We start from the raw sequence: 17,151 nt of genomic DNA, 5'->3' as shown, positions 1-17,151 counted from the left end.
CGGCGAGCGGGGTGGAGTAGGAAGTGAGAGGCAGATGCCAAAGCTGACCGCAGAAGAAGTGGATGCATTCGGAAAGAATGGCTACCTGATTTACCGGCGACAACTCTTCTCGGAGGCGAAATTCGACGAGCTGTCCGCGATATTCTCCGAGCACCTTGCGGACAAGGGCGACAAGCTCAGCGACGAACTGGACACGCCACATTTCCGCGATCCGCGACTGCTTGATTTCCTCTTGGCGGATGAGGTCCTGGACATCGTCGAGTGCCTCATCGGACCGGACATCGCCTTGTGGTCGAGCCACTTCATCTCGAAGGATCCGTACACCGGTCGTGCGACTCCATGGCACGAGGACTCCGCCTACTGGGAGGGCCGGCTGAGCGCCTATGACCGGATCGTGACGCTATGGCTGTCGCTGGACGGCAGTGACCGCGAGAACGGCTGCATGCGTGTCATTCCCGGCACCCACGACAACGGCTTCTCCGAATACACGCCGGTCGACAAGTCCGTGAACACGTTCCACGCCGAGATCACGGACATCGACGAGTCGCGAGCTGTGGATTTCGAACTCGAGCCGGGCCAATGCTCGCTGCACGACGGTCGTATCATCCACGGAGCCCGCGCCAACACGAGTGCGCGCCGCCGGACCGGCTACACCATGCGGTATTTCCCGTCGTCGGTGTATGTCCATCCGGAGAAGAATCCGGGGTGGCGGATCTGGTTGGCCCGCGGCGTCGACAAGGCCGGAAACGTCTACGTCAACGCCTGACGCCGTCGCCGGAGCCCGACTGGGTCCACTTTTTCGCGTCCCTGACCTCCGCACCCCGATACGAGGCTGAGATGAAAGTCGCCGTGTTGAAGGCGCCGTTCGAGTTCGAGCTCATCGATGAACCGATCCCGACTCCCGCTCCGAACGAGGTGCTGGTTCGAGTGGTCGCGTGCGGCGTCTGCGCCGGTGAGCTCGATGCGTGGCGGGGACACACCGACGCGCCGTACCCGGTCTACCCGGGCCACGAGGCGAGTGGTGTGATCGAACAGGTGGGTGACCACGTGTCGACGATGTCGGTGGGCGACCGCGTCGCCGTGTGGACCACGGAGCGAGGCTTCAGTGAATACCTTGCCGTGCCGGCGGACCATTGCCTGCCGGCCGGCGACGTGCCGCTGGACGTCGCCCTGGCCGAGCCACTGGCGTGCGCGGTCAATGCGGTGGATCTCGCCGATGTCCGGCTCGGTGACGACGTCGTGGTGGTCGGTGCCGGGTTCATGGGCAACCTGGTCCAGCAGCTCGTCGCGTTACGGGGCGTGCGGCATCTGATCGTCGCGGACAGCCGCCCGGACGCCGTCGAGCGTGCCCGCACCCTCGGCGCGTCCCATGTCGTCGACGTCGGCGTCGAGTCGTTGCCCGCCGTCGTCGCCGATCTGACCGAAGGCCAAGGCGCCGACATCAGCTTAGAGGTGACCGGCGTGCAAGGACCGCTGGCGATGCTCGGGGACATCACCCGGATGGGCGGAAAGATCGGCATTGTCGGCTTCCACCAGGGCGGATCACGGGAAGTGCCGCTCGGGCAGTGGAATTGGATGGCTTTCCACCTGATCAACGCCCATGTCCGGGAGGTCTCGTCCATACTCCGCGGCATGTCGGTGGGTATGCGACTGCTCCGCGGTGGCCGGCTGTCCATGGACGCTCTCGTCACCCATCGATTCGAGCTGGCCGACATCGAACGCGCCTTTCAGACCACACGGGACAAGCCCGCCGGGTTCGTCAAGGCCACGGTCACCTGCTAGCGACGGGCGCGACTCACGCCGACTCTCGCTCGACAAGCCGGCATGGCAACAACACCGTCCGACGCTCCTCGCTCCGGCGGCCGCGAACCCGGTCCAACAACAGTTCCCCCGCCGTGCGCCCCGCTTCGTACGACGGGTTGGTGACGGTGGTCAATGCGGGCGTGACCAGTGACGCCGCTTCGACGTCGTCAAAGCCCACCAACGCGATGTCGCCGGGGACCGACAGCCCGCGCTCGCGGATCACGTCCATGGCACCGATCGCCATCAGGTCGTTGGCACAGAACACGGCATCCGGGTGCGGCTCCCGGCTCAGGAGTTCGCGCATGGCGTCGCGACCGCCGGCGCGCGTCCAGTCCCCGATCACGGTGAGGTCGTCCCGCGGCACCAGCCCGGCGTCGCGTAGCGCGCGCCGATAGCCCACGCTACGCGGTACCTCCTCGCCTGCCACGCCGGCGATCATGGCCACGCGCTGGGCGCCCCGGCGGATGAGATAGGACGTCGCGAGCCACGAGCCCTCGTCGTCGGCGGCTGTGATGACGTCGACCTCCGGATGGTCGATGCTTCCACCGAGACAGACGAACGGCGTGCCCACCCGGACGGCTTCCGCCACGAGATCGGTGGCGGTGTGCACCGATGCCATGGCAACGCCGTCCACCCCGCGGTCGAGCACGTCCTGGATGAACTTCTGCTCGCGCTCGAGTAGCCCGTCGGTGTTGCACACATAGGTGCCGTAGCCTGCGGGATCGACTACATCAGCCAAACCGCGGGCAACCCCTGTGTAGTAGGAGTTGGCGATGTCCGGGATGATCACCGCCAGCATCTGGGAACGTCGGGTACGCAGGTTGCGGGCCACATGGTTGGGCCGGTAGCCCAACTCTTGCACGGCCTGCTCCACCAGAGCGCGAGCGCCGGCCGAGACTTGACGCTTTCCGGACAGCACATGGGAGACGGTGGTCGCGCTGACGCCCGCCCGGTCGGCGACCTGCGCGATGGTCACACGCCGCCCTGCCGCCGGAGCATCGGCGACGGTCTGGTCACGTTCCGCCATGGCGCTGCCGTCCCCTTCATGCGGCCGGTCCGCCGGAGTCATCGGGTGCCGGCCGGAGCGCCGGATGACCTCTTGACAGCCCTTCGAGGCAATCCTAGGGTAGGCCAAAACGATTGCCAAATCGATTGCCTCCCGCGGACGCGAGGGCTGTTCTCAGGTCGAGCCACACCGCGTCAGGTGCTCAGGCCGGGATGGCGTCGCTCGCAAGGAGGCGAGATGATGACCACGCCGACGCTCGAGCGCTACACCCGGGACCAGTTCCTCACCCCCGCCAGCCAGATCCGGGTACTCCGGCAGGACTTGCACCGCGCAGGCGTGCACTGGCACGAGTTCTATGAGTTCGTGTACGTCATCGACGGCACAGCGGTGAACACCGTCAATGGCGTGCCGTACCGGCTGGCACCGGGCAGCGCGTTCATCCTGACCCCCGCGGACTTCCACGAGATCGTGACCACGCCGGGCGAGCTTCTCAAGTGCTACAACGTCATCATCGACACCGCCGCCCTGGACGACACCCTGGAGGGTCTTGTGCCCTCGGTGCACGATCCCTCCGGCTGGATGGTCGACGACTTCGGCGAAGGGCAGGCCGATTTCGATCGGCTCTGGCAGGAATCGCAGCAGGAGCGGCCCGGACGCACGACCGTGATGTGCGCTCTCTTGCAATGTCTGTTGATCGCGCTCAAGCGGCGATGCGCCCCAGCCGGCGACATCGAGCGTGACTCGGCTCAGGCATGCGGCACCGACGCCGGCATTCGCCGCGCCATCCTCTACATCGACCAGCACTTCCGCGAGCCCTTGACCCTAGCCGGTGTCGCTGCCCAGGCCCATCTCTCACCGAACTACTTCAGCGAACGTTTCCACCAGACCACCGGCGTCTCGTTTCAGACGTACCTGCAGCACCGCAGGCTCCGGTTCGCTCGCTCGTTACTCGCTTCCACGAACCTGGGTGTCACCGAGGTGTGTCACGCCGCCGGATTCAACAGCCTGTCTCACTTCGGACGGGCGTACCGACGCAGGTACGGCAGCCCGCCGTCGGCCGGACGAAGTCCTGCGCCACATGCCTATGCCGAACCCGATGAGAGGCCAGTTCCGGTGGCCTTGCAGGCGGCCGGGTAGCGTCAGCTGAAGGCTGCGACGTTTCCGGCGAGATCCCTTCCGCGCGCGAGCCAGATCTTCCATCCCTCGTTCTGCGGCACAGGCAGGACACGCACCGACGCCGGAAAATAGCGCATGGTGTATCCGGTACGTCGCACACTGCTACTGTTCGGTCCGGCTCCGTGCACAATTCGCCCATCGTGCAACGAGCATTCACCCCGCTCCAATTCGAAATCCACCGCGGCCGACTCGTCCACCTCCACGATTTCGGCGTGGAATGTACTGACCGTCTGGTCGGTGGGCCGGTAGCTTGAGAATCCGTTGTGATGGGTGCCTGGAATCACGCGCATACAACCGTTCTCGCGGTTGCTCGGACCGAGCGCCAGCCAGACTGTGACGATCCGGTCGTATTCGCTGAGCCGCCCGTCCCAGAATGCGGAGTCCTCGTGCCACGGAGTCTCTCGGCCAACGTACGGATCCTTCGAGATGAAGTGGCTCGTCCACAACGCAATGTCCGGCCCCACCAGTGGCTCCACCAGATCGAGCACCTCGTCGGCGAGCAAGAACTCAAGCAATCGAGGATCTCGGAAGTGCGGGGTGTCGAGCTCGTCCGAAAGCTTGTCCCCTTTATCCGCCAAGTGTTCTTTGAATATCGCCTCGAGGCGATCGAGTTTGTCCGGGGAGAACAGTTGTTTCTTGTAGAGATAATATCCGTGGGTCCGAAAGTGGTCCACGTCTTGGTTCGATAACACGACGTCTCCCTTCTGGGTCTGGTGCACGGTTCACCGACCACGCTAACCGCCGATATGCGCATTCAACGCGGTTTTTGTTCGGCGGCGTTGGACCTATGTTCGAGCCGTCCACGGCACCGTCGAAAGAGCCCATTGATACGTCCGGTTCGCCAGCGCCGTTCGCTTGGACACGTCCGCTGACCTGCTTCCTCCGCACGTCGGACGCGCGGGAGAATCGCCGCCTACCGGAGAGCCGCGTCGTGACGGACGCGACACCGCGCGGATGTCACGGTCGCGACGCCCCACGACGGCTGACCGGGTCCGGACCTGCTCCGACGTCGCGCGCATCGGCACTCGTGAAGGCGGCGTCACGTTCCGCCGGCGGGAGAGCCTCGGCCAGGTATGACGTCGTCCCGGTCGCGAGTAGTTCCCGGGCGGCGGACACCAGCGCACCGTACGACACCCATGCCAGCGAACCGCCGGTGGACACCCGCCGGACACCGGCCGCGGCCAACTCGCTCACCACCGGTACGCCGGCCATCGCCAGCACGTTGACCGGCCGATCGACCGCCTTCACCACCCGCTCGATGTCGCCGAGCGACGTCAGGCCCGGCGCATACAGGACCTCCGCACCGGCGTCCCGGTAGGAGATCAGGCGTTCGACCGTGTCGTCCAGATCATCGATGCCGTACAGGTGGTTCTCGGCGCGAGCCGTCAGGACCAGGCCATGCTGGGCCGCCGCCGCAGCCGCTTCCTCCACCCGGTCCGTGGCCACGTCCGCCGGCAATACGCCGATCCCCGGCTCGTAGTCCTCGATCGAACAACCGGCAGCACCCGCCTGAGCCATCAGCTCCACGGTCCGGGATATTCCGCCGGCCTCGTGCGGGAAACACGTCTCCGAGTCCACGTTGACCGGCACTGCAACGGCCGACGTCACGGCTTCCACATGTCCGAGCAGCTCGTCGCGGGCGACCTGTTGATCCCGCCGCCCCAACGAGCCGGCGTGCCCGGAACTCGTCGTCGCCAGGGCCGGGAAGCCCAGCTGCTCCAGCAGAAGCGCCGACCCGACGTCCCATGCGTTGGGCATGATGAACACGCCGCCATCGTGCAGCCGTCGGAACCCTTCCCTGATACCCACGTCGATCTCACATCCCTGACCAGCACCGACTCCTTGTACGGAAAGCTACCTGCCGGCACCGACAAGAACGGACGTGTCCATCGGACGATGGATGGCTTGCGGACGTCCGCCCAGTACTCTGGGGGCCATGTCCCTACCCGATCGGCCCGACGACACGCCGCGGCCGCAGATCCGTGCCTCCGACCAGGAACGAGACGACGTGGTCGAGCTCCTCTCCGAGCACGCCACCTCCGGTCGCCTCACACTGGCAGAACTCGAGGAGCGGATCGATCGCGCCTACGAGGCCACCACCCGCGACGAGCTGGCCAAGCTGACCGCCGATCTCCCGGCCGCGACGAGAACGCCGGCGACGGGTGAGCCACGCCGCCGCAAAGCGACGCGCTGGATCGTCGCCGTGATGGGCGGCACCAGCAAGCGTGGCCGCTGGCGCGTGGCCGGCCGGGTCAACGCAGTGGCCATCATGGGCGGCCACGACATCGACCTGCGTGACGCCGAACTGGACAGCGACGAGACCACCATCGTCTCCGTGAGCATCATGGGCGGAACCGACATCTACGTCCCGGACACGGTCGACGTCGAGGTCGGCGGGTTCTCCCTGATGGGTGGCACCGACGAGCGCGGCAGCCGCCGCAGCCCGCGTCCCGGCGCTCCGCGTATCCGCATCCAGGCCTACAACCTGATGGGTGGGGCGGAGGTCTGGAGACTTCCCGAAGAGGCGCTGGGTCTCTCCCTGAAGGAGGCCAAGAAGGCGGCCAAACGGGTGGAGTAGTCCCGCTCGGTGTCGCCTTGACCATCCCACGCTCCGCGGACGACTCCGTCAAGCCTGCCGGCACGACCCCCGACCGGCCGTCCGGCGCCCTCACGTGCCCGTCTATGCTCTGGGCATGATCGCCGCGCCGATCTCGCGTCCACTGGGCGGCCATGCCCGGCGACCGAACCCGGGTACGCTGCCGCCTCCGGCACCGACAGCCTCGGCCGGCCGAGAGAACGGCACGTCGGGCCGCGGCTCGCACGATCCATTGGAGCACATGTGATCGAGGAACTCCTCCCGTCGGGGGTCCGGTGCGCCGAGGCGTTCGACGACCTGCAAGAGGTGCCGCTCTACGCGGAAGAGGAGAAGGCCGTCGTCGGCGCCGTGGACAAGCGGCGACGCGAGTTCGCGACGGTGCGTGGATGCGCCCGTCGTGCGATGGCGGAACTGGGGCTGCCGCCGATGGCCGTGCCCCGCGGCGACGGCGGCGCACCGGTGTGGCCGTCATCGGTCGTCGGGAGCATGACGCATTGCGACGGATACCGCGCCTGCGCGGTGGCGTGGGAGCGGGACGTGGTCACCCTCGGCATCGACGCCGAGCCGGCACAGCGGCTCCCGGCCGACGTCGTGGAGGCGATCTCCCGACCGGAGGAACGGACCATGCTCGCGGAGTTGACCGAAGCGTGGTCCGCGTTCTGCTGGGACCGGCTGCTGTTCTGCGCCAAGGAGGCGGTCTACAAGGCGTGGTACCCGCTGGCCAGGCAATGGCTGGATTTCCACGACGCATCGGTGGAGCTCAGCCTCGACCACACGTTCACCGCTCAGCTACACGTACCCGGGCCCGCGGTGGGGCCGCTCACCGTCACCGGCTTCACCGGGCGGTGGCTGGCCCGCGACGGCCTTCTCTTGACCGCCATCAGCCGGTGTAAGACGGCACCATGGGTCCCCGATCTGGCCGGTTGACGGCCGAACCCTTCACCGAGCCCCCGTGTCATCCGGCGGCGGCCCGGTCGATTCGCGCTCGATGAACGACGGCGGATCGACGTGTACCTCATCAAGGTCCTGCACCCCCAGGGTCCTCAGCAGCTCGATAGCGGCTGCACGGCCGAGCTGCCGCACCTCCAGTCGCACCGTGCTCAGCCGGGGATGGAGCAGCTCGCCGAGGGGCAGGTCGTCATGGCCGACGATGGACACCTCGTCCGGGACGGAGACGCCGTGCCGCTGCACGGCGCCGAGCCCCGCCACGGCCATCACGTCGTTCCCGAAGACGATCGCCGTCGGGCGGTCCGGCAAGGCCAGCAGCTCTTCGGTGACCCGGATCGCCTCCACACCCGCGAACGGCGTCGACACCAACCTCACCGGTGCCAGACCCGCGGCGCTCAGTTCGGACGTGACGACCTCGCGCCGGAAGACCGTGTGCACCAGGTCCTCCGGACCGCCGACGTAGGCGATGCGACGGTGCCCGAGCTGGATGAGTCGACGCGTCATGTCACGCATCCCTCGGTCCTGCGGGCCGGCCTCGACCCGCGGCAGCGGATCGTCGTTCCACGGAGTGCCGACCAGCACCGCCGGTAGGCCGAGTTGCCGCACCAGCTCGAACCGAGGGTCGCCCAGGCGGCTCTCGGTGAGGATCACGCCGTCCACCGCACGACGGGCCGCGAGCCCCCGGTAGGTGGCTTCCTCAGCCCCGGTGCGCTCACCGACCAGGTGCAATTGGAGCCCGTACCCCCGCGGGCCGAGCACGTCCTCGGCGCCGGCGATGAAGACCGAGAAGTGCGGGTCGACGCTGAGCAGGTCCGGCGCACGGCGCAGTACCAGTCCCAAGGTCCGGGTCGCGGCACCTCGCAACGCCGCGGCGGCCGATGACGGCACCCAGCCCAGTTTGTCGGCGGCCGCAAGCACGCGTCGGCGCATCTCCGCGGATACGCCGGGACGCTGGTTGATCACCTTCGATACGGCCGCCGTAGAGACGCCGGCGAGCGCGGCGACGTCCGCGATCGTCGTCCTGGTCCCGCGCGTGGTCGGCCTCATGCGCCGTCCTCAACTCCCCGATCCGCAGCCTCAGACCCGTAACGATAGCGCCTCCCCCCTGTCCTGCCTTTCTCAGCAGGCGTGTTGGCGGCACGTCGTTAATAGAACGATACACGGCGGGCCCCCGTACGCCAGCTAGCGACGCATCGTGTGATCTGTCCTCAGCCACGCGCGACGATTTGCCCATGTCGTAAATCGATATACGCTCAGATACCGGCAACCGGCCGAATGGAAGGACACGTGTTCATGAGACGACAGGCGGCGAAGGTCGAGACCGCACAGGGGCCCCAGGCCTGGCTCGGCGTCAACTACTGGTCACGCACTGGTGGACCACACATGTGGCGGCACTACGACGCGCAGATCGTGCGAGAGGAGCTGGCCACCATGCGCGAACACGGGATGACCGTGACCCGCAGCTTCTTCTTCTGGCCGGACTTCATGCCCACGCCGCACACCTTGGACCAGACGATGGTCGACCGCTATGCGGACTTCCTGGACCGGCACGCCGAGCTCGGCATGCAGACCATCCCGACCTTCATCGTCGGCCACATGTCCGGACAGAACTGGGATCCCGCCTGGCGGGACGGGCGAGACATCTTCGGCGACGTCTGGTTCGTGGCCCGGCAAGCCTGGTATGTCCGCGAACTCACCACGCGCTTCGCAGCGCACCCCAGCATCGCCGCATGGCTGCTGACCAACGAGATCCCGATCTACGGCGATCGGCGATCCAGAGGCATCGGCACCCTCGACGCGGAAGCGGTCACGTCGTGGGCGCAGCTGCTCATCGACGCGGTGCGGGCCGGTGGTGGGACGCAGCCGGTCTCGATCGGCGACGGCGCCTGGGGTCGCGAGATCACCGGGACGGACAACGGGTTCCGTGTGCGCGATCTCTCCGAACTCGTCGACTTCCACGGGCCGCACGTCTACCGGATGGAAACCGACCTGGTACGACAGCACCTCGGTGCGGCCTTCATCTGCGAGCTCCTGGACATCGGCGGCAAACCCGTGGTCATGGAAGAGTTCGGGCTGACCTCCGACTACGTCAGCGAGGAGAACGCTGCCCACTACTACCGGCAGATCCTGCACAACACGCTGCTCGCCGGCGCCACCGGATGGATCACCTGGAACAACACCGATTACGACGCGCAGTTCGACGTCGAGCCCTACGTCCACCACCCGTTCGAGATGCACTTCGGCCTCACCGATCACCATGGGGTGCCGAAGAAGCAGGCCCTCGAGGTCAAGAAGTTCGCTTCGGTGCTGGAACGCATCGATGTGACCCGCACCTACCGTCCGGACGCCGAGGCTGCACTCGTCGTCTCGTCGTATCTCGAGGCGGACTACCCGTTCACGCAGCCCGCGGATGCCACTGCCGTCGTCGCGAACGCCCGACAGGGCTACATCGCCGCACGCGAGGCCGACCTCCCCGTCAGGGTGACACGCGAGCTGGACGGGTTGCCGGAGGACGGCAAGCTGTACATCGTTCCGTGCGCCAAGCAGTTGCTCGCACCCACGTGGCGGCAGCTGGTACGGCTGGCCGAAGGCGGTGCGGTCGTCTACGCGTCGTACTTCGTCGGTGATCACTCGTACCAGCGCGGTCCGTGGTGGCCGGATCTGGACACGACGTTCGGCGTCCGCAAGCAGTTGACCTACGGCTTGGTCGACCCGATCGTCGACGACGAGGTCACGATGACCTTCCAGCAGACCTTCGGCGCGATCGCCCCGGGCGACCGGCTCACCTTCCGCGTGGCCGGTACCGAGAACTCGCGCGCGTACCTACCGGTGGTACCGACGGACGCCGATGTCGTCGCCACCGATGCGCACGGCCGGCCCGCCCTCCTGCGCCGCCGGGCCGGCGGCGGGGCGCTCGTCCTGAGCACCTACCCGCTGGAGCACATGGCCGCCGGCAGCGCCCGGGTCAATCCGGAACCCACGCACCGGATCTACGCCGCGCTCTGCGACGAGGCCGGTGTGCGGCGAGACGTACGGGTGCACGACCCTCGCATCCACGTCGGCCGCCTGATCCACGAGGACGGCCGTCAGTGGGTGTGGCTGGTGAGCCAGAGTTCAGAGGAGATCACCATCGAGCCTGTGCTCACCGCGGGCGTGCTCACCGACGACGACGGCCAGGTCAGCACCGTCCGGCTCGCCCCATACGACGTCCGGGTGCTCGAGTTGAGGGTCTGAGGCGAGCAAGCGCCCCCTCGGGGATGGTTGTGCCGGGCCGGCGAGGCTCGCGGCCCGCGCCGCAACGAAAAGGCCCTGACCAGCGTCGAGACGCTGGTCAGGGCCGAATCATTATCGAAGGTTCTTCGCTCACCCTAGAGGTTGAGATCTACATCGCCACGCTGACCAGGCACGTGACCCGTCAGCAGCGTGCGGACCTCGGACTCACGGTACCGCCGATGTCCACCCAGCGTGCGGATCGACTCGAGCTTGCCCGCCTTGGCCCACCGTGTGACCGTTTTCGGGTCAACCCGGAACATGGCCGCCACCTCAGCAGGGGTGAGGAGGGCCTCGGCTTCCTGGGTCTTGGTCGCCATCGTCAACTTCCTTCCCCACGTGACGGGACCATCCCGTCACTCATTGTCATTTCATCGTTCAGACCATCATCCATGGGAGAGCCTTACGGCTCGACCCGAACCGCCTATTTGGATGATTTTCTGACCATTCGGATGATGCCACCCGCGATGTTCGCAAGCCTAGCGAACCTCGCAAACGGTGCAAACCGGACCCTCCCCGGTACGATCCGCATCCGCCCTGGTGACCCCGTCCGAGATCAACATAGCTCGCAACGAGGGCACGCGTGGGCGTTTTCGCCAAATCGGCGCGAAAACTCTGACCGTTCGCATGACCCAGTGTCATCCGAATCTGCACCTTCGGGCAGGTGCGGCCTCACCCGAACGGCGGAGGCGCAGTGGACACGTCTGGCCGTAGCCTTCACCCGGCCCGCAGCGCAGGCCGGCAGCCTGTCGATCCCCTTGACCTGTGACGACGCGCACACGAACGGCCGGCCGATAGAGTGACATCAGACACCGTCGACGCCCGAACACCCCCGGGCACGAAGGAGAGAGGTCACCACCATGACCGACCAGTCGCCCCTGGTATTCAGCCGAATCAACGGCCCCGACCAGCAGTCCGGCCACGAACAGGTGGTCTTCTGCCAGGACCGCGCCAGCGGCTTACGCGCGATCATCGCCATCCACTCCACCGCGCTGGGCCCCGCGCTAGGCGGGACCCGCTTCTACCCGTACACGTCCGAGCACGAGGCACTTGAGGATGTTCTCCACCTCTCGGCAGGCATGACGTACAAGAATGCGCTCGCCGGCCTCGACCACGGCGGCGGCAAGGCGGTCATCATCGCCGACCCAGAGCTGCACAAGTCCGAGGTCCTGCTGCGCGCCTACGGGCGCTTCGTCGCATCGCTGCACGGCCGCTACATCACCGCCTGCGACGTCGGCACATACGTCGAGGACATGGACGTGGTAGCTCGCGAGTGCCCGCCGGGGCGGAATTGGGTCACCGGTCGCTCGCCCGCGGAAGGCGGCGCCGGCGACTCCAGCGTCCTCACCTCCTACGGCGTGTTCCAGGGCATGCGAGCCTGCGCGGAACGGCTGTGGGGCGAGCCGAGCCTTGCCGGACGGCGGGTCGGGATCGCCGGCGTCGGCAAGGTCGGGTCCAAACTGACCGGACTCCTCCTGGACGACGGCGCGGATGTCGTGGTGACCGACGTCGCCGAGGCCGCCATCGAGCATGTCCGGCGTACCCACCCCCAGGCCGACGTCGTCGACGACGTGGAAACGCTCCTGACCGCGGGCATCGATGTCTATTCCCCGTGCGCCCTCGGTGGCGCGCTGACCGACGACACGACGGCGGCGCTGGTGTCCGGAAACGTACGGGCGGTCTGCGGCGGGGCGAACAACCAGCTGGAGCATCCGGGCGTGGAGAAGCTGCTGGACGACGCGGGCATCCTGTACGCCCCCGACTACGTCGTGAACTCCGGGGGTGTCATCCAGGTGGCCGACGAGTTGCACGGGTTCTCGTTCGAGCGAGCCAAGGCCAAGGCGACCAAGATCTACGACACCACGAGGAAGATTTTCGCTCTCGCACACGACGAGGGTGTCTCGCCAGCGACCGCGGCTGACCGCATCGCGGAACACCGCATCGCTGAGGTCAGTCGGCTGCAGTCGCTCTACCTGGGCAAATAGGACAGTGCGTCGATCTGCCGGTGAGGCGAACGGAAATTAGTTCGTACCGGATGAGACGGAACAGGGTCGGACCCTGTACCGTTATATCTACGAGCAGATGTCATCCGAAGGAAACGAGGGCGTCCGGCTAATTACTGGTCGCCCCGGTTGTGTGCGAGGGGGTCGACCCTATGGGGCGCGGCCGGGCCAAGGCCAAGCAGACGAAGGTCGCCCGTCGGCTTAAGTACCAGACGTTCGATACGGACTTCGACGCTCTACAGCGCGAGTTGCGTGGCGATGGTGCTGACGGGCGGTCCGACGACTACGAGGCTGATTACTACGCGGACTACGCGGATCACGATGACGACGAGGGCGACGAGCCCCGTCGCAATGTAAGTTAGCCGCTTACTCACGCAGGACAGGTCGCTGCCGCCGTCACACGACGTTGTTGACGGCTGCAGCGGCCTGGCATGCGCCTTCCTCGACCGGTTCGACGTTCAGGCACGTCGTCGAATCAGTGCGTACCGTCGTAGCTGCCGTAGAGCTCAGCGGTACCGTCTCCGTCGACGACATGGCCGGCGGCCCATGTGTCGATACCGCGATCGGTGAGCAGGCGCATCGCCGCATCGGCCGTGTCCGGTGGCACCACGGCGACCATGCCGACACCCATGTTGAAGGTGCGTTCCAGCTCCTCCTGAGGCACGGCGCCGAGCCGGCCGATGAGCTGGAAGATCGGCGCCGGAGACCAGGTGGAACGGTCCACACGTGCGGTGACGTCGTCCGGCAGCACCCGGGCGAGATTCGCCGCCAAGCCACCGCCGGTCACATGCGACATCGCGTGAACCTCGACCGAGCGCACCAGCTCCAGGCAATGCTGTGCGTAGACGCGGGTCGGCTCCAGCAGTTCCGCGCCCAGCGTCCGACCGAGTTCGGGCACCTCGCGATCGAGCTGCCACCCGGCCGTGTCGAAGAACACATGGCGTGCCAGCGAGTATCCGTTCGAGTGCAAGCCCGACGATGCCATCGCCAGCACCACGTCGCCCGCACGGACGCGATGCGCGCCGAGTAGCCGGTCCGCCTCCACGACGCCTGTGGCGGCCCCGGCCACGTCATACTCGTCCGGACCGAGCAGGCCCGGGTGCTCGGCCGTCTCGCCGCCGCTGAGCGTGCATCCCGCCGCCACACAAGCCTGGGCGATCCCCTTCACCACAGCCGCGATGCGTTCCGGCACCACCTTGCCGCACGCGACGTAGTCCGTCATGAACAGCGGCTCCGCTCCACAGACGACGAGGTCGTCCACGACCATCCCCACCAAGTCGAAGCCGATCGTGTCGTGCACGTCCATCCGCTGAGCGATCGCGACCTTGGTGCCGACGCCATCGGTACTCGTGGCGAGCAGCGGGCGCCGGTAGGTCTTGAGCGCGCTGGCATCGAACAGTCCGGCGAAGCCGCCCAGCTCACCGTAGGTCTCCGGCCGGCGCGTCTTGGCGACCCACTCTTTCATGAGCTCCACGGCGCGGTCACCGGCAGCGATATCGACGCCCGCCGCGGCATAGCTCGCGCTCGGTCGCGCACTCTCACTCGTCATACCCACACTCTATGCGCTGACCAGCGCTGATCAGTGGCTGACCCCGGAGGCCCGCGGACGCCGGGCCGGCTGCGACGACGCTACCGCGGCGCGCGATGAATCTCGATCCGCTGACCGTCCGGATCGGTCACCAGGACGATGGTAGTCCCACGTACGCTGCCCAGCCGGGCGTCCGAGTGCCCGTCGGTGTGGAGACGTTCGACCAGGTTCTCCGGCGGCTCCGCGGTCTCGAACGACAGCCCGACGCCGGAGCGTCGAGGGTCGCTCTCCGCCCCGATCGTGTGCAGCCCGACGACACCACTGGGCTCGGCGGTTCGGAACGTCTGCCAACCAGCCGCCGCGGGCGGGTCCGGGACGTATCCGAGCTGCCGCAGTACCGTCTCCGGCACAGCGAAATCCACGTGGAACCAGACACCCACCACATTCACGCGTGGGGCTCGCCCGGGCCTGTCATGACGCCGGTAGCCATAGAAGTCCTTCATCTCCTCATTGAGGCCGACCCGGAGGTCGTGCCAGTCAGAGACGTGGAGATAGCGGCCGTATGCCTCGTCCACGATGGTCGCGTCCAGACCGAGTGACGTCAGATACGTACGTGCACTGTCCCCGTCGGGTGTCTCGAAGCACAACCTCGTCTCGCCCGGTTCGGCGCCGACCGCGGAATCGGCCGAGCTGTGCACGGCAATCCGTCCCGATCGACCGCTCAGGATGGCGAACGACTCGCTCCGCGAACTGACGGTACGGGCGAGCCCCAGCGTCGTCAGGAAGTTGATCATGCGTGGCGGGTCATCCGAGAACCGGTAGGGACACAGCGTGAACGCGGGCGCGGTCATTCGGCCCCCTCCTTCTTCTTCGCCAGGTACTCGGCCAAAGCCGTCTCGACCACCGCGGAGAGGCTCCGGCCCTCATCAACCGCTAGGTGCTTGATCCGGACAACCAGCTCCGGCGGGAGATAGACGTTGAACTGCTGCTTACGTGCACCACCGGTTAGCATGCTAGCATGCTAACCGGCCTTCGACGGCCGGATGTCAAGGGGACTGCATGGCTGCGCCGGCCAGATCGACTCGATCAGGGACGGCACCGGGAGCGAGTCCGGCACACCGGAGCCGCGTGCCCGCTCCGGTGTGGGCCCTCGGTGCAGAAAGAGCTCAGGGGTGACGCAGCGCGTCCGCGGCACCGCCGCTGGACGCCAAGGTGGTCAACCCGTCGGTCGGGTCTCCCATGTGGAGGCTCTCCGCTAAGCCGTCCCGGTCCGGGGACTCGCATCCCTGGCCGGACTGGCCCTCCGCCAACCCCGGCAGCGCGGGCTGCTCCAGCGCGCCCTTTCCGGGGGCGACCGGAGGCTCGATCGGGTATACACCGTCGAAGCATGCCCGGCACAGATTCCGCTTCGGCACGGTCGTCGTCTCGATCAACGTATCCAGCTCGACGTAGGCGAGTGAATCGGCACCGATCGAGCGGCAGATCTCATCGGTCGAAAGCCCGTTGGCGATCAACTCCGCGCGGGAGGCGAAGTCGATCCCGTAGAAGCACGGCCACTTCACCGGCGGACTGGAGATGCGCACATGAACCTCGGCGGCGCCTGCTTCGCGCAGCATGCGCACCAAGGCGCGCTGAGTATTGCCGCGCACGATCGAGTCATCCACCACGACGAGCCGCTTGCCGCTCACGATCTCCCGGAGCGGGTTCAGCTTCAGCCGGATACCGAGTTGCCGCAAGGTCTGCGAAGGCTGGATGAACGTCCGCCCGACGTAACTGTTCTTCACCAGTCCCATGCCGTACGGGATACCTGAGGCTTCGGCATATCCCACCGCCGCGGGCGTTCCGGACTCCGGCACCGGGATCACCAGGTCGGCGTCGACCGGATGCTCCTTGGCCAGGCGGCGCCCGATCTCCACCCTGGTCTCGTGGACCGACCGGCCGGAGATATGGGTGTCCGGCCGCGCCAGGTAGACGAACTCGAACAGGCAGCCCTTCGGCTCGGCGGCCGCGAACCGGCGCGACCGCAGGCCCTGTTCGTCCACCGTGATCAGCTCGCCCGGCTCCACCTCGCGGACGAAGGACGCACCGACGATGTCCAGCGCGGCGGTCTCGCTCGCCACCACCCAGCCGCGTTCCAGCCGCCCCAGCACCAATGGCCGGACGCCCTGCGGGTCACGCGCCGCGTACAGCGTCGTCTCGTCGCAGAAGACCAAGGAGAAGGCACCTTTGACCTCGGCCAGCGCCGCCGCGGCGGCCTCCTCCAAGGTGTGCCCCGCGTACGAACCGAACAACGCGGTGACCAGCGCCGTGTCGGTCGTGTTGCCGTACCGGAGCTCGCCGACGTCGCTGCCGACCCGCACACGGACCAGTTCCAGCAACTCCTGCGTGTTGGTCAGGTTGCCATTGTGGCCGAGCGCCACCGTGCCCGCCGGCGTGGCGCCGAGCGTCGGCTGCGCGTTCTGCCACTCGCTCGCTCCGGTGGTGGAGTAGCGGGTGTGCCCGATCGCGACATCCCCGATCAGCGTGCTCAGCGTCGACTCGTCGAAGACCTGGCTGACCAGGCCCATGTCCTTGTAGACGAGGAGGTTGTCACCATTGCCGACCGCGATACCGGCCGACTCCTGACCCCGGTGTTGCAGTGCATACAACCCGAAATAGGTGAGCTTGGACACCTCTTCTCCGGGTGCCCACACGCCGAAGACGCCACAGGCGTCGCGGGGGCCGTGATCGGAAGGATCGAGTTCCTGGGTCAGCTTGCCATCCCCGTGCGCCACATACTTCAGTGTACGTGCTTCGGCGGCGTACCACCGTCGGACGCCGA

17 protein-coding genes are annotated in these 17,151 nt (G+C 67.0%); 8 read left to right on the top strand and 9 right to left on the bottom strand.

Annotation, left to right across the window (positions count from 1 at the left end; translation table 11 throughout):
* The first annotated feature begins 34 nt into the window (after positions 1-34).
* The gene (locus tag G1H10_RS04545) at positions 35-766 is read left to right on the top strand and encodes a phytanoyl-CoA dioxygenase family protein (protein ID WP_163733205.1); all 732 of its coding nucleotides are present in this window, start codon (positions 35-37) and stop codon (positions 764-766) included.
* A gap of 71 nt (positions 767-837) precedes the next feature.
* Positions 838-1,782, top strand: coding sequence for an alcohol dehydrogenase catalytic domain-containing protein (locus G1H10_RS04540; RefSeq protein WP_163733202.1), 945 nt, complete (start codon positions 838-840; stop codon positions 1,780-1,782).
* A 13-nt stretch (positions 1,783-1,795) separates the two neighbouring features.
* Here G1H10_RS04540 and G1H10_RS04535 read toward each other — a convergent pair whose 3' ends face one another.
* Positions 1,796-2,830, bottom strand: a complete 1,035-nt coding sequence (locus G1H10_RS04535; protein ID WP_163733201.1) for a LacI family DNA-binding transcriptional regulator — start codon at positions 2,828-2,830, stop codon at positions 1,796-1,798.
* A gap of 216 nt (positions 2,831-3,046) precedes the next feature.
* On the opposite strand from G1H10_RS04535, the gene G1H10_RS04530 reads away from it, so the two are divergent.
* The gene (locus G1H10_RS04530) at positions 3,047-3,946 is read left to right on the top strand and encodes a helix-turn-helix transcriptional regulator (RefSeq protein ID WP_163733198.1); all 900 of its coding nucleotides are present in this window, start codon (positions 3,047-3,049) and stop codon (positions 3,944-3,946) included.
* A 2-nt stretch (positions 3,947-3,948) separates the two neighbouring features.
* Here G1H10_RS04530 and G1H10_RS04525 read toward each other — a convergent pair whose 3' ends face one another.
* Positions 3,949-4,704, bottom strand: coding sequence for a phytanoyl-CoA dioxygenase family protein (locus G1H10_RS04525; protein ID WP_216852896.1), 756 nt, complete (start codon positions 4,702-4,704; stop codon positions 3,949-3,951).
* A gap of 238 nt (positions 4,705-4,942) precedes the next feature.
* Complete coding sequence (locus tag G1H10_RS04520; RefSeq protein WP_216852895.1) at positions 4,943-5,794, bottom strand: isocitrate lyase/PEP mutase family protein; 852 nt, start codon at positions 5,792-5,794, stop codon at positions 4,943-4,945.
* Positions 5,795-5,921: 127 nt separating this feature from the next.
* Between G1H10_RS04520 and G1H10_RS04515 the strand changes: the two genes are divergently transcribed.
* Both G1H10_RS04515 and G1H10_RS04510 read left to right on the top strand, forming a co-directional pair.
* A complete protein-coding gene (locus tag G1H10_RS04515; RefSeq protein WP_163733197.1) occupies positions 5,922-6,563 on the top strand; it encodes a DUF1707 SHOCT-like domain-containing protein in 642 nt (213 codons plus the stop codon).
* Between the two features lie 261 nt (positions 6,564-6,824).
* Positions 6,825-7,508 carry a 4'-phosphopantetheinyl transferase family protein gene (locus tag G1H10_RS04510; protein WP_163733194.1) on the top strand — a complete coding sequence of 228 codons (684 nt, stop codon included), beginning with the start codon at positions 6,825-6,827 and terminating at the stop codon, positions 7,506-7,508.
* 12 nt (positions 7,509-7,520) lie between these two features.
* On the opposite strand, the gene G1H10_RS04505 is transcribed toward G1H10_RS04510, so the two are convergent.
* Positions 7,521-8,576 carry a LacI family DNA-binding transcriptional regulator gene (locus G1H10_RS04505; protein ID WP_163733191.1) on the bottom strand — a complete coding sequence of 352 codons (1,056 nt, stop codon included), beginning with the start codon at positions 8,574-8,576 and terminating at the stop codon, positions 7,521-7,523.
* 246 nt (positions 8,577-8,822) lie between these two features.
* Here G1H10_RS04505 and G1H10_RS04500 point away from each other — a divergent pair, with 246 nt between their 5' ends.
* A complete protein-coding gene (locus G1H10_RS04500) occupies positions 8,823-10,763 on the top strand; it encodes a glycoside hydrolase 5 family protein (protein WP_163733188.1) in 1,941 nt (646 codons plus the stop codon).
* Between the two features lie 134 nt (positions 10,764-10,897).
* Here the strand turns inward: G1H10_RS04500 and G1H10_RS04495 are convergent, their stop codons facing one another.
* The gene (locus tag G1H10_RS04495) at positions 10,898-11,119 is read right to left on the bottom strand and encodes a BldC family transcriptional regulator (RefSeq protein WP_163733185.1); all 222 of its coding nucleotides are present in this window, start codon (positions 11,117-11,119) and stop codon (positions 10,898-10,900) included.
* Between the two features lie 540 nt (positions 11,120-11,659).
* Here G1H10_RS04495 and G1H10_RS04490 point away from each other — a divergent pair.
* Positions 11,660-12,784 carry a Glu/Leu/Phe/Val family dehydrogenase gene (locus G1H10_RS04490; RefSeq protein ID WP_163733182.1) on the top strand — a complete coding sequence of 375 codons (1,125 nt, stop codon included), beginning with the start codon at positions 11,660-11,662 and terminating at the stop codon, positions 12,782-12,784.
* A 170-nt stretch (positions 12,785-12,954) separates the two neighbouring features.
* Positions 12,955-13,164: a DUF3073 domain-containing protein gene (locus G1H10_RS04485; RefSeq protein ID WP_163733180.1), complete on the top strand. Its 210-nt coding sequence runs from the start codon at positions 12,955-12,957 to the stop codon at positions 13,162-13,164.
* A 113-nt stretch (positions 13,165-13,277) separates the two neighbouring features.
* On the opposite strand, the gene purM is transcribed toward G1H10_RS04485, so the two are convergent.
* From purM to purF, 4 genes are all read right to left on the bottom strand, one after another.
* Positions 13,278-14,351, bottom strand: a complete 1,074-nt coding sequence (gene purM / locus G1H10_RS04480; protein WP_163733177.1) for a phosphoribosylformylglycinamidine cyclo-ligase — start codon at positions 14,349-14,351, stop codon at positions 13,278-13,280.
* Positions 14,352-14,431: 80 nt separating this feature from the next.
* On the bottom strand, positions 14,432-15,181 hold the full coding sequence (locus tag G1H10_RS04475; protein ID WP_163733175.1) for a VOC family protein: 750 nt from the start codon (positions 15,179-15,181) through the stop codon (positions 14,432-14,434).
* Positions 15,178-15,342: a ribbon-helix-helix domain-containing protein gene (locus tag G1H10_RS04470; RefSeq protein ID WP_163733172.1), complete on the bottom strand. Its 165-nt coding sequence runs from the start codon at positions 15,340-15,342 to the stop codon at positions 15,178-15,180. The genes G1H10_RS04475 and G1H10_RS04470 overlap by 4 nt, the downstream gene beginning before the upstream one ends.
* Before the next feature lie 154 nt (positions 15,343-15,496).
* The gene (purF, locus tag G1H10_RS04465) at positions 15,497-17,104 is read right to left on the bottom strand and encodes an amidophosphoribosyltransferase (RefSeq protein ID WP_163733169.1); all 1,608 of its coding nucleotides are present in this window, start codon (positions 17,102-17,104) and stop codon (positions 15,497-15,499) included.
* Positions 17,105-17,151: the final 47 nt, after the last annotated feature.

Origin of the sequence: Phytoactinopolyspora halotolerans (assembly GCF_010550675.1) — a bacterium.
In the GTDB taxonomy this organism is placed as follows: domain Bacteria; phylum Actinomycetota; class Actinomycetes; order Jiangellales; family Jiangellaceae; genus Phytoactinopolyspora; species Phytoactinopolyspora halotolerans.
This window is presented reverse-complemented; position numbering and strand designations above follow the sequence as displayed.

Excerpts from the sequence above, each read along its gene's own strand:
- G1H10_RS04545 (WP_163733205.1), top strand. The coding sequence starts at position 35 with ATGCCAAAGCTGACCGCAGAAGAAGTGGATGCATTCGGAAAGAATGGC.
- G1H10_RS04540 (WP_163733202.1), top strand. The coding sequence starts at position 838 with ATGAAAGTCGCCGTGTTGAAGGCGCCGTTCGAGTTCGAGCTCATCGAT.
- G1H10_RS04535 (WP_163733201.1), bottom strand. The coding sequence starts at position 2,830 with ATGGCGGAACGTGACCAGACCGTCGCCGATGCTCCGGCGGCAGGGCGG.
- G1H10_RS04530 (WP_163733198.1), top strand. The coding sequence starts at position 3,047 with ATGATGACCACGCCGACGCTCGAGCGCTACACCCGGGACCAGTTCCTC.
- G1H10_RS04515 (WP_163733197.1), top strand. The coding sequence starts at position 5,922 with ATGTCCCTACCCGATCGGCCCGACGACACGCCGCGGCCGCAGATCCGT.
- G1H10_RS04505 (WP_163733191.1), bottom strand. The coding sequence starts at position 8,576 with ATGAGGCCGACCACGCGCGGGACCAGGACGACGATCGCGGACGTCGCC.
- G1H10_RS04500 (WP_163733188.1), top strand. The coding sequence starts at position 8,823 with ATGAGACGACAGGCGGCGAAGGTCGAGACCGCACAGGGGCCCCAGGCC.
- G1H10_RS04495 (WP_163733185.1), bottom strand. The coding sequence starts at position 11,119 with ATGGCGACCAAGACCCAGGAAGCCGAGGCCCTCCTCACCCCTGCTGAG.
- G1H10_RS04490 (WP_163733182.1), top strand. The coding sequence starts at position 11,660 with ATGACCGACCAGTCGCCCCTGGTATTCAGCCGAATCAACGGCCCCGAC.
- G1H10_RS04485 (WP_163733180.1), top strand. The coding sequence starts at position 12,955 with ATGGGGCGCGGCCGGGCCAAGGCCAAGCAGACGAAGGTCGCCCGTCGG.
- purM (WP_163733177.1), bottom strand. The coding sequence starts at position 14,351 with ATGACGAGTGAGAGTGCGCGACCGAGCGCGAGCTATGCCGCGGCGGGC.
- G1H10_RS04475 (WP_163733175.1), bottom strand. The coding sequence starts at position 15,181 with ATGACCGCGCCCGCGTTCACGCTGTGTCCCTACCGGTTCTCGGATGAC.
- G1H10_RS04470 (WP_163733172.1), bottom strand. The coding sequence starts at position 15,342 with ATGCTAACCGGTGGTGCACGTAAGCAGCAGTTCAACGTCTATCTCCCG.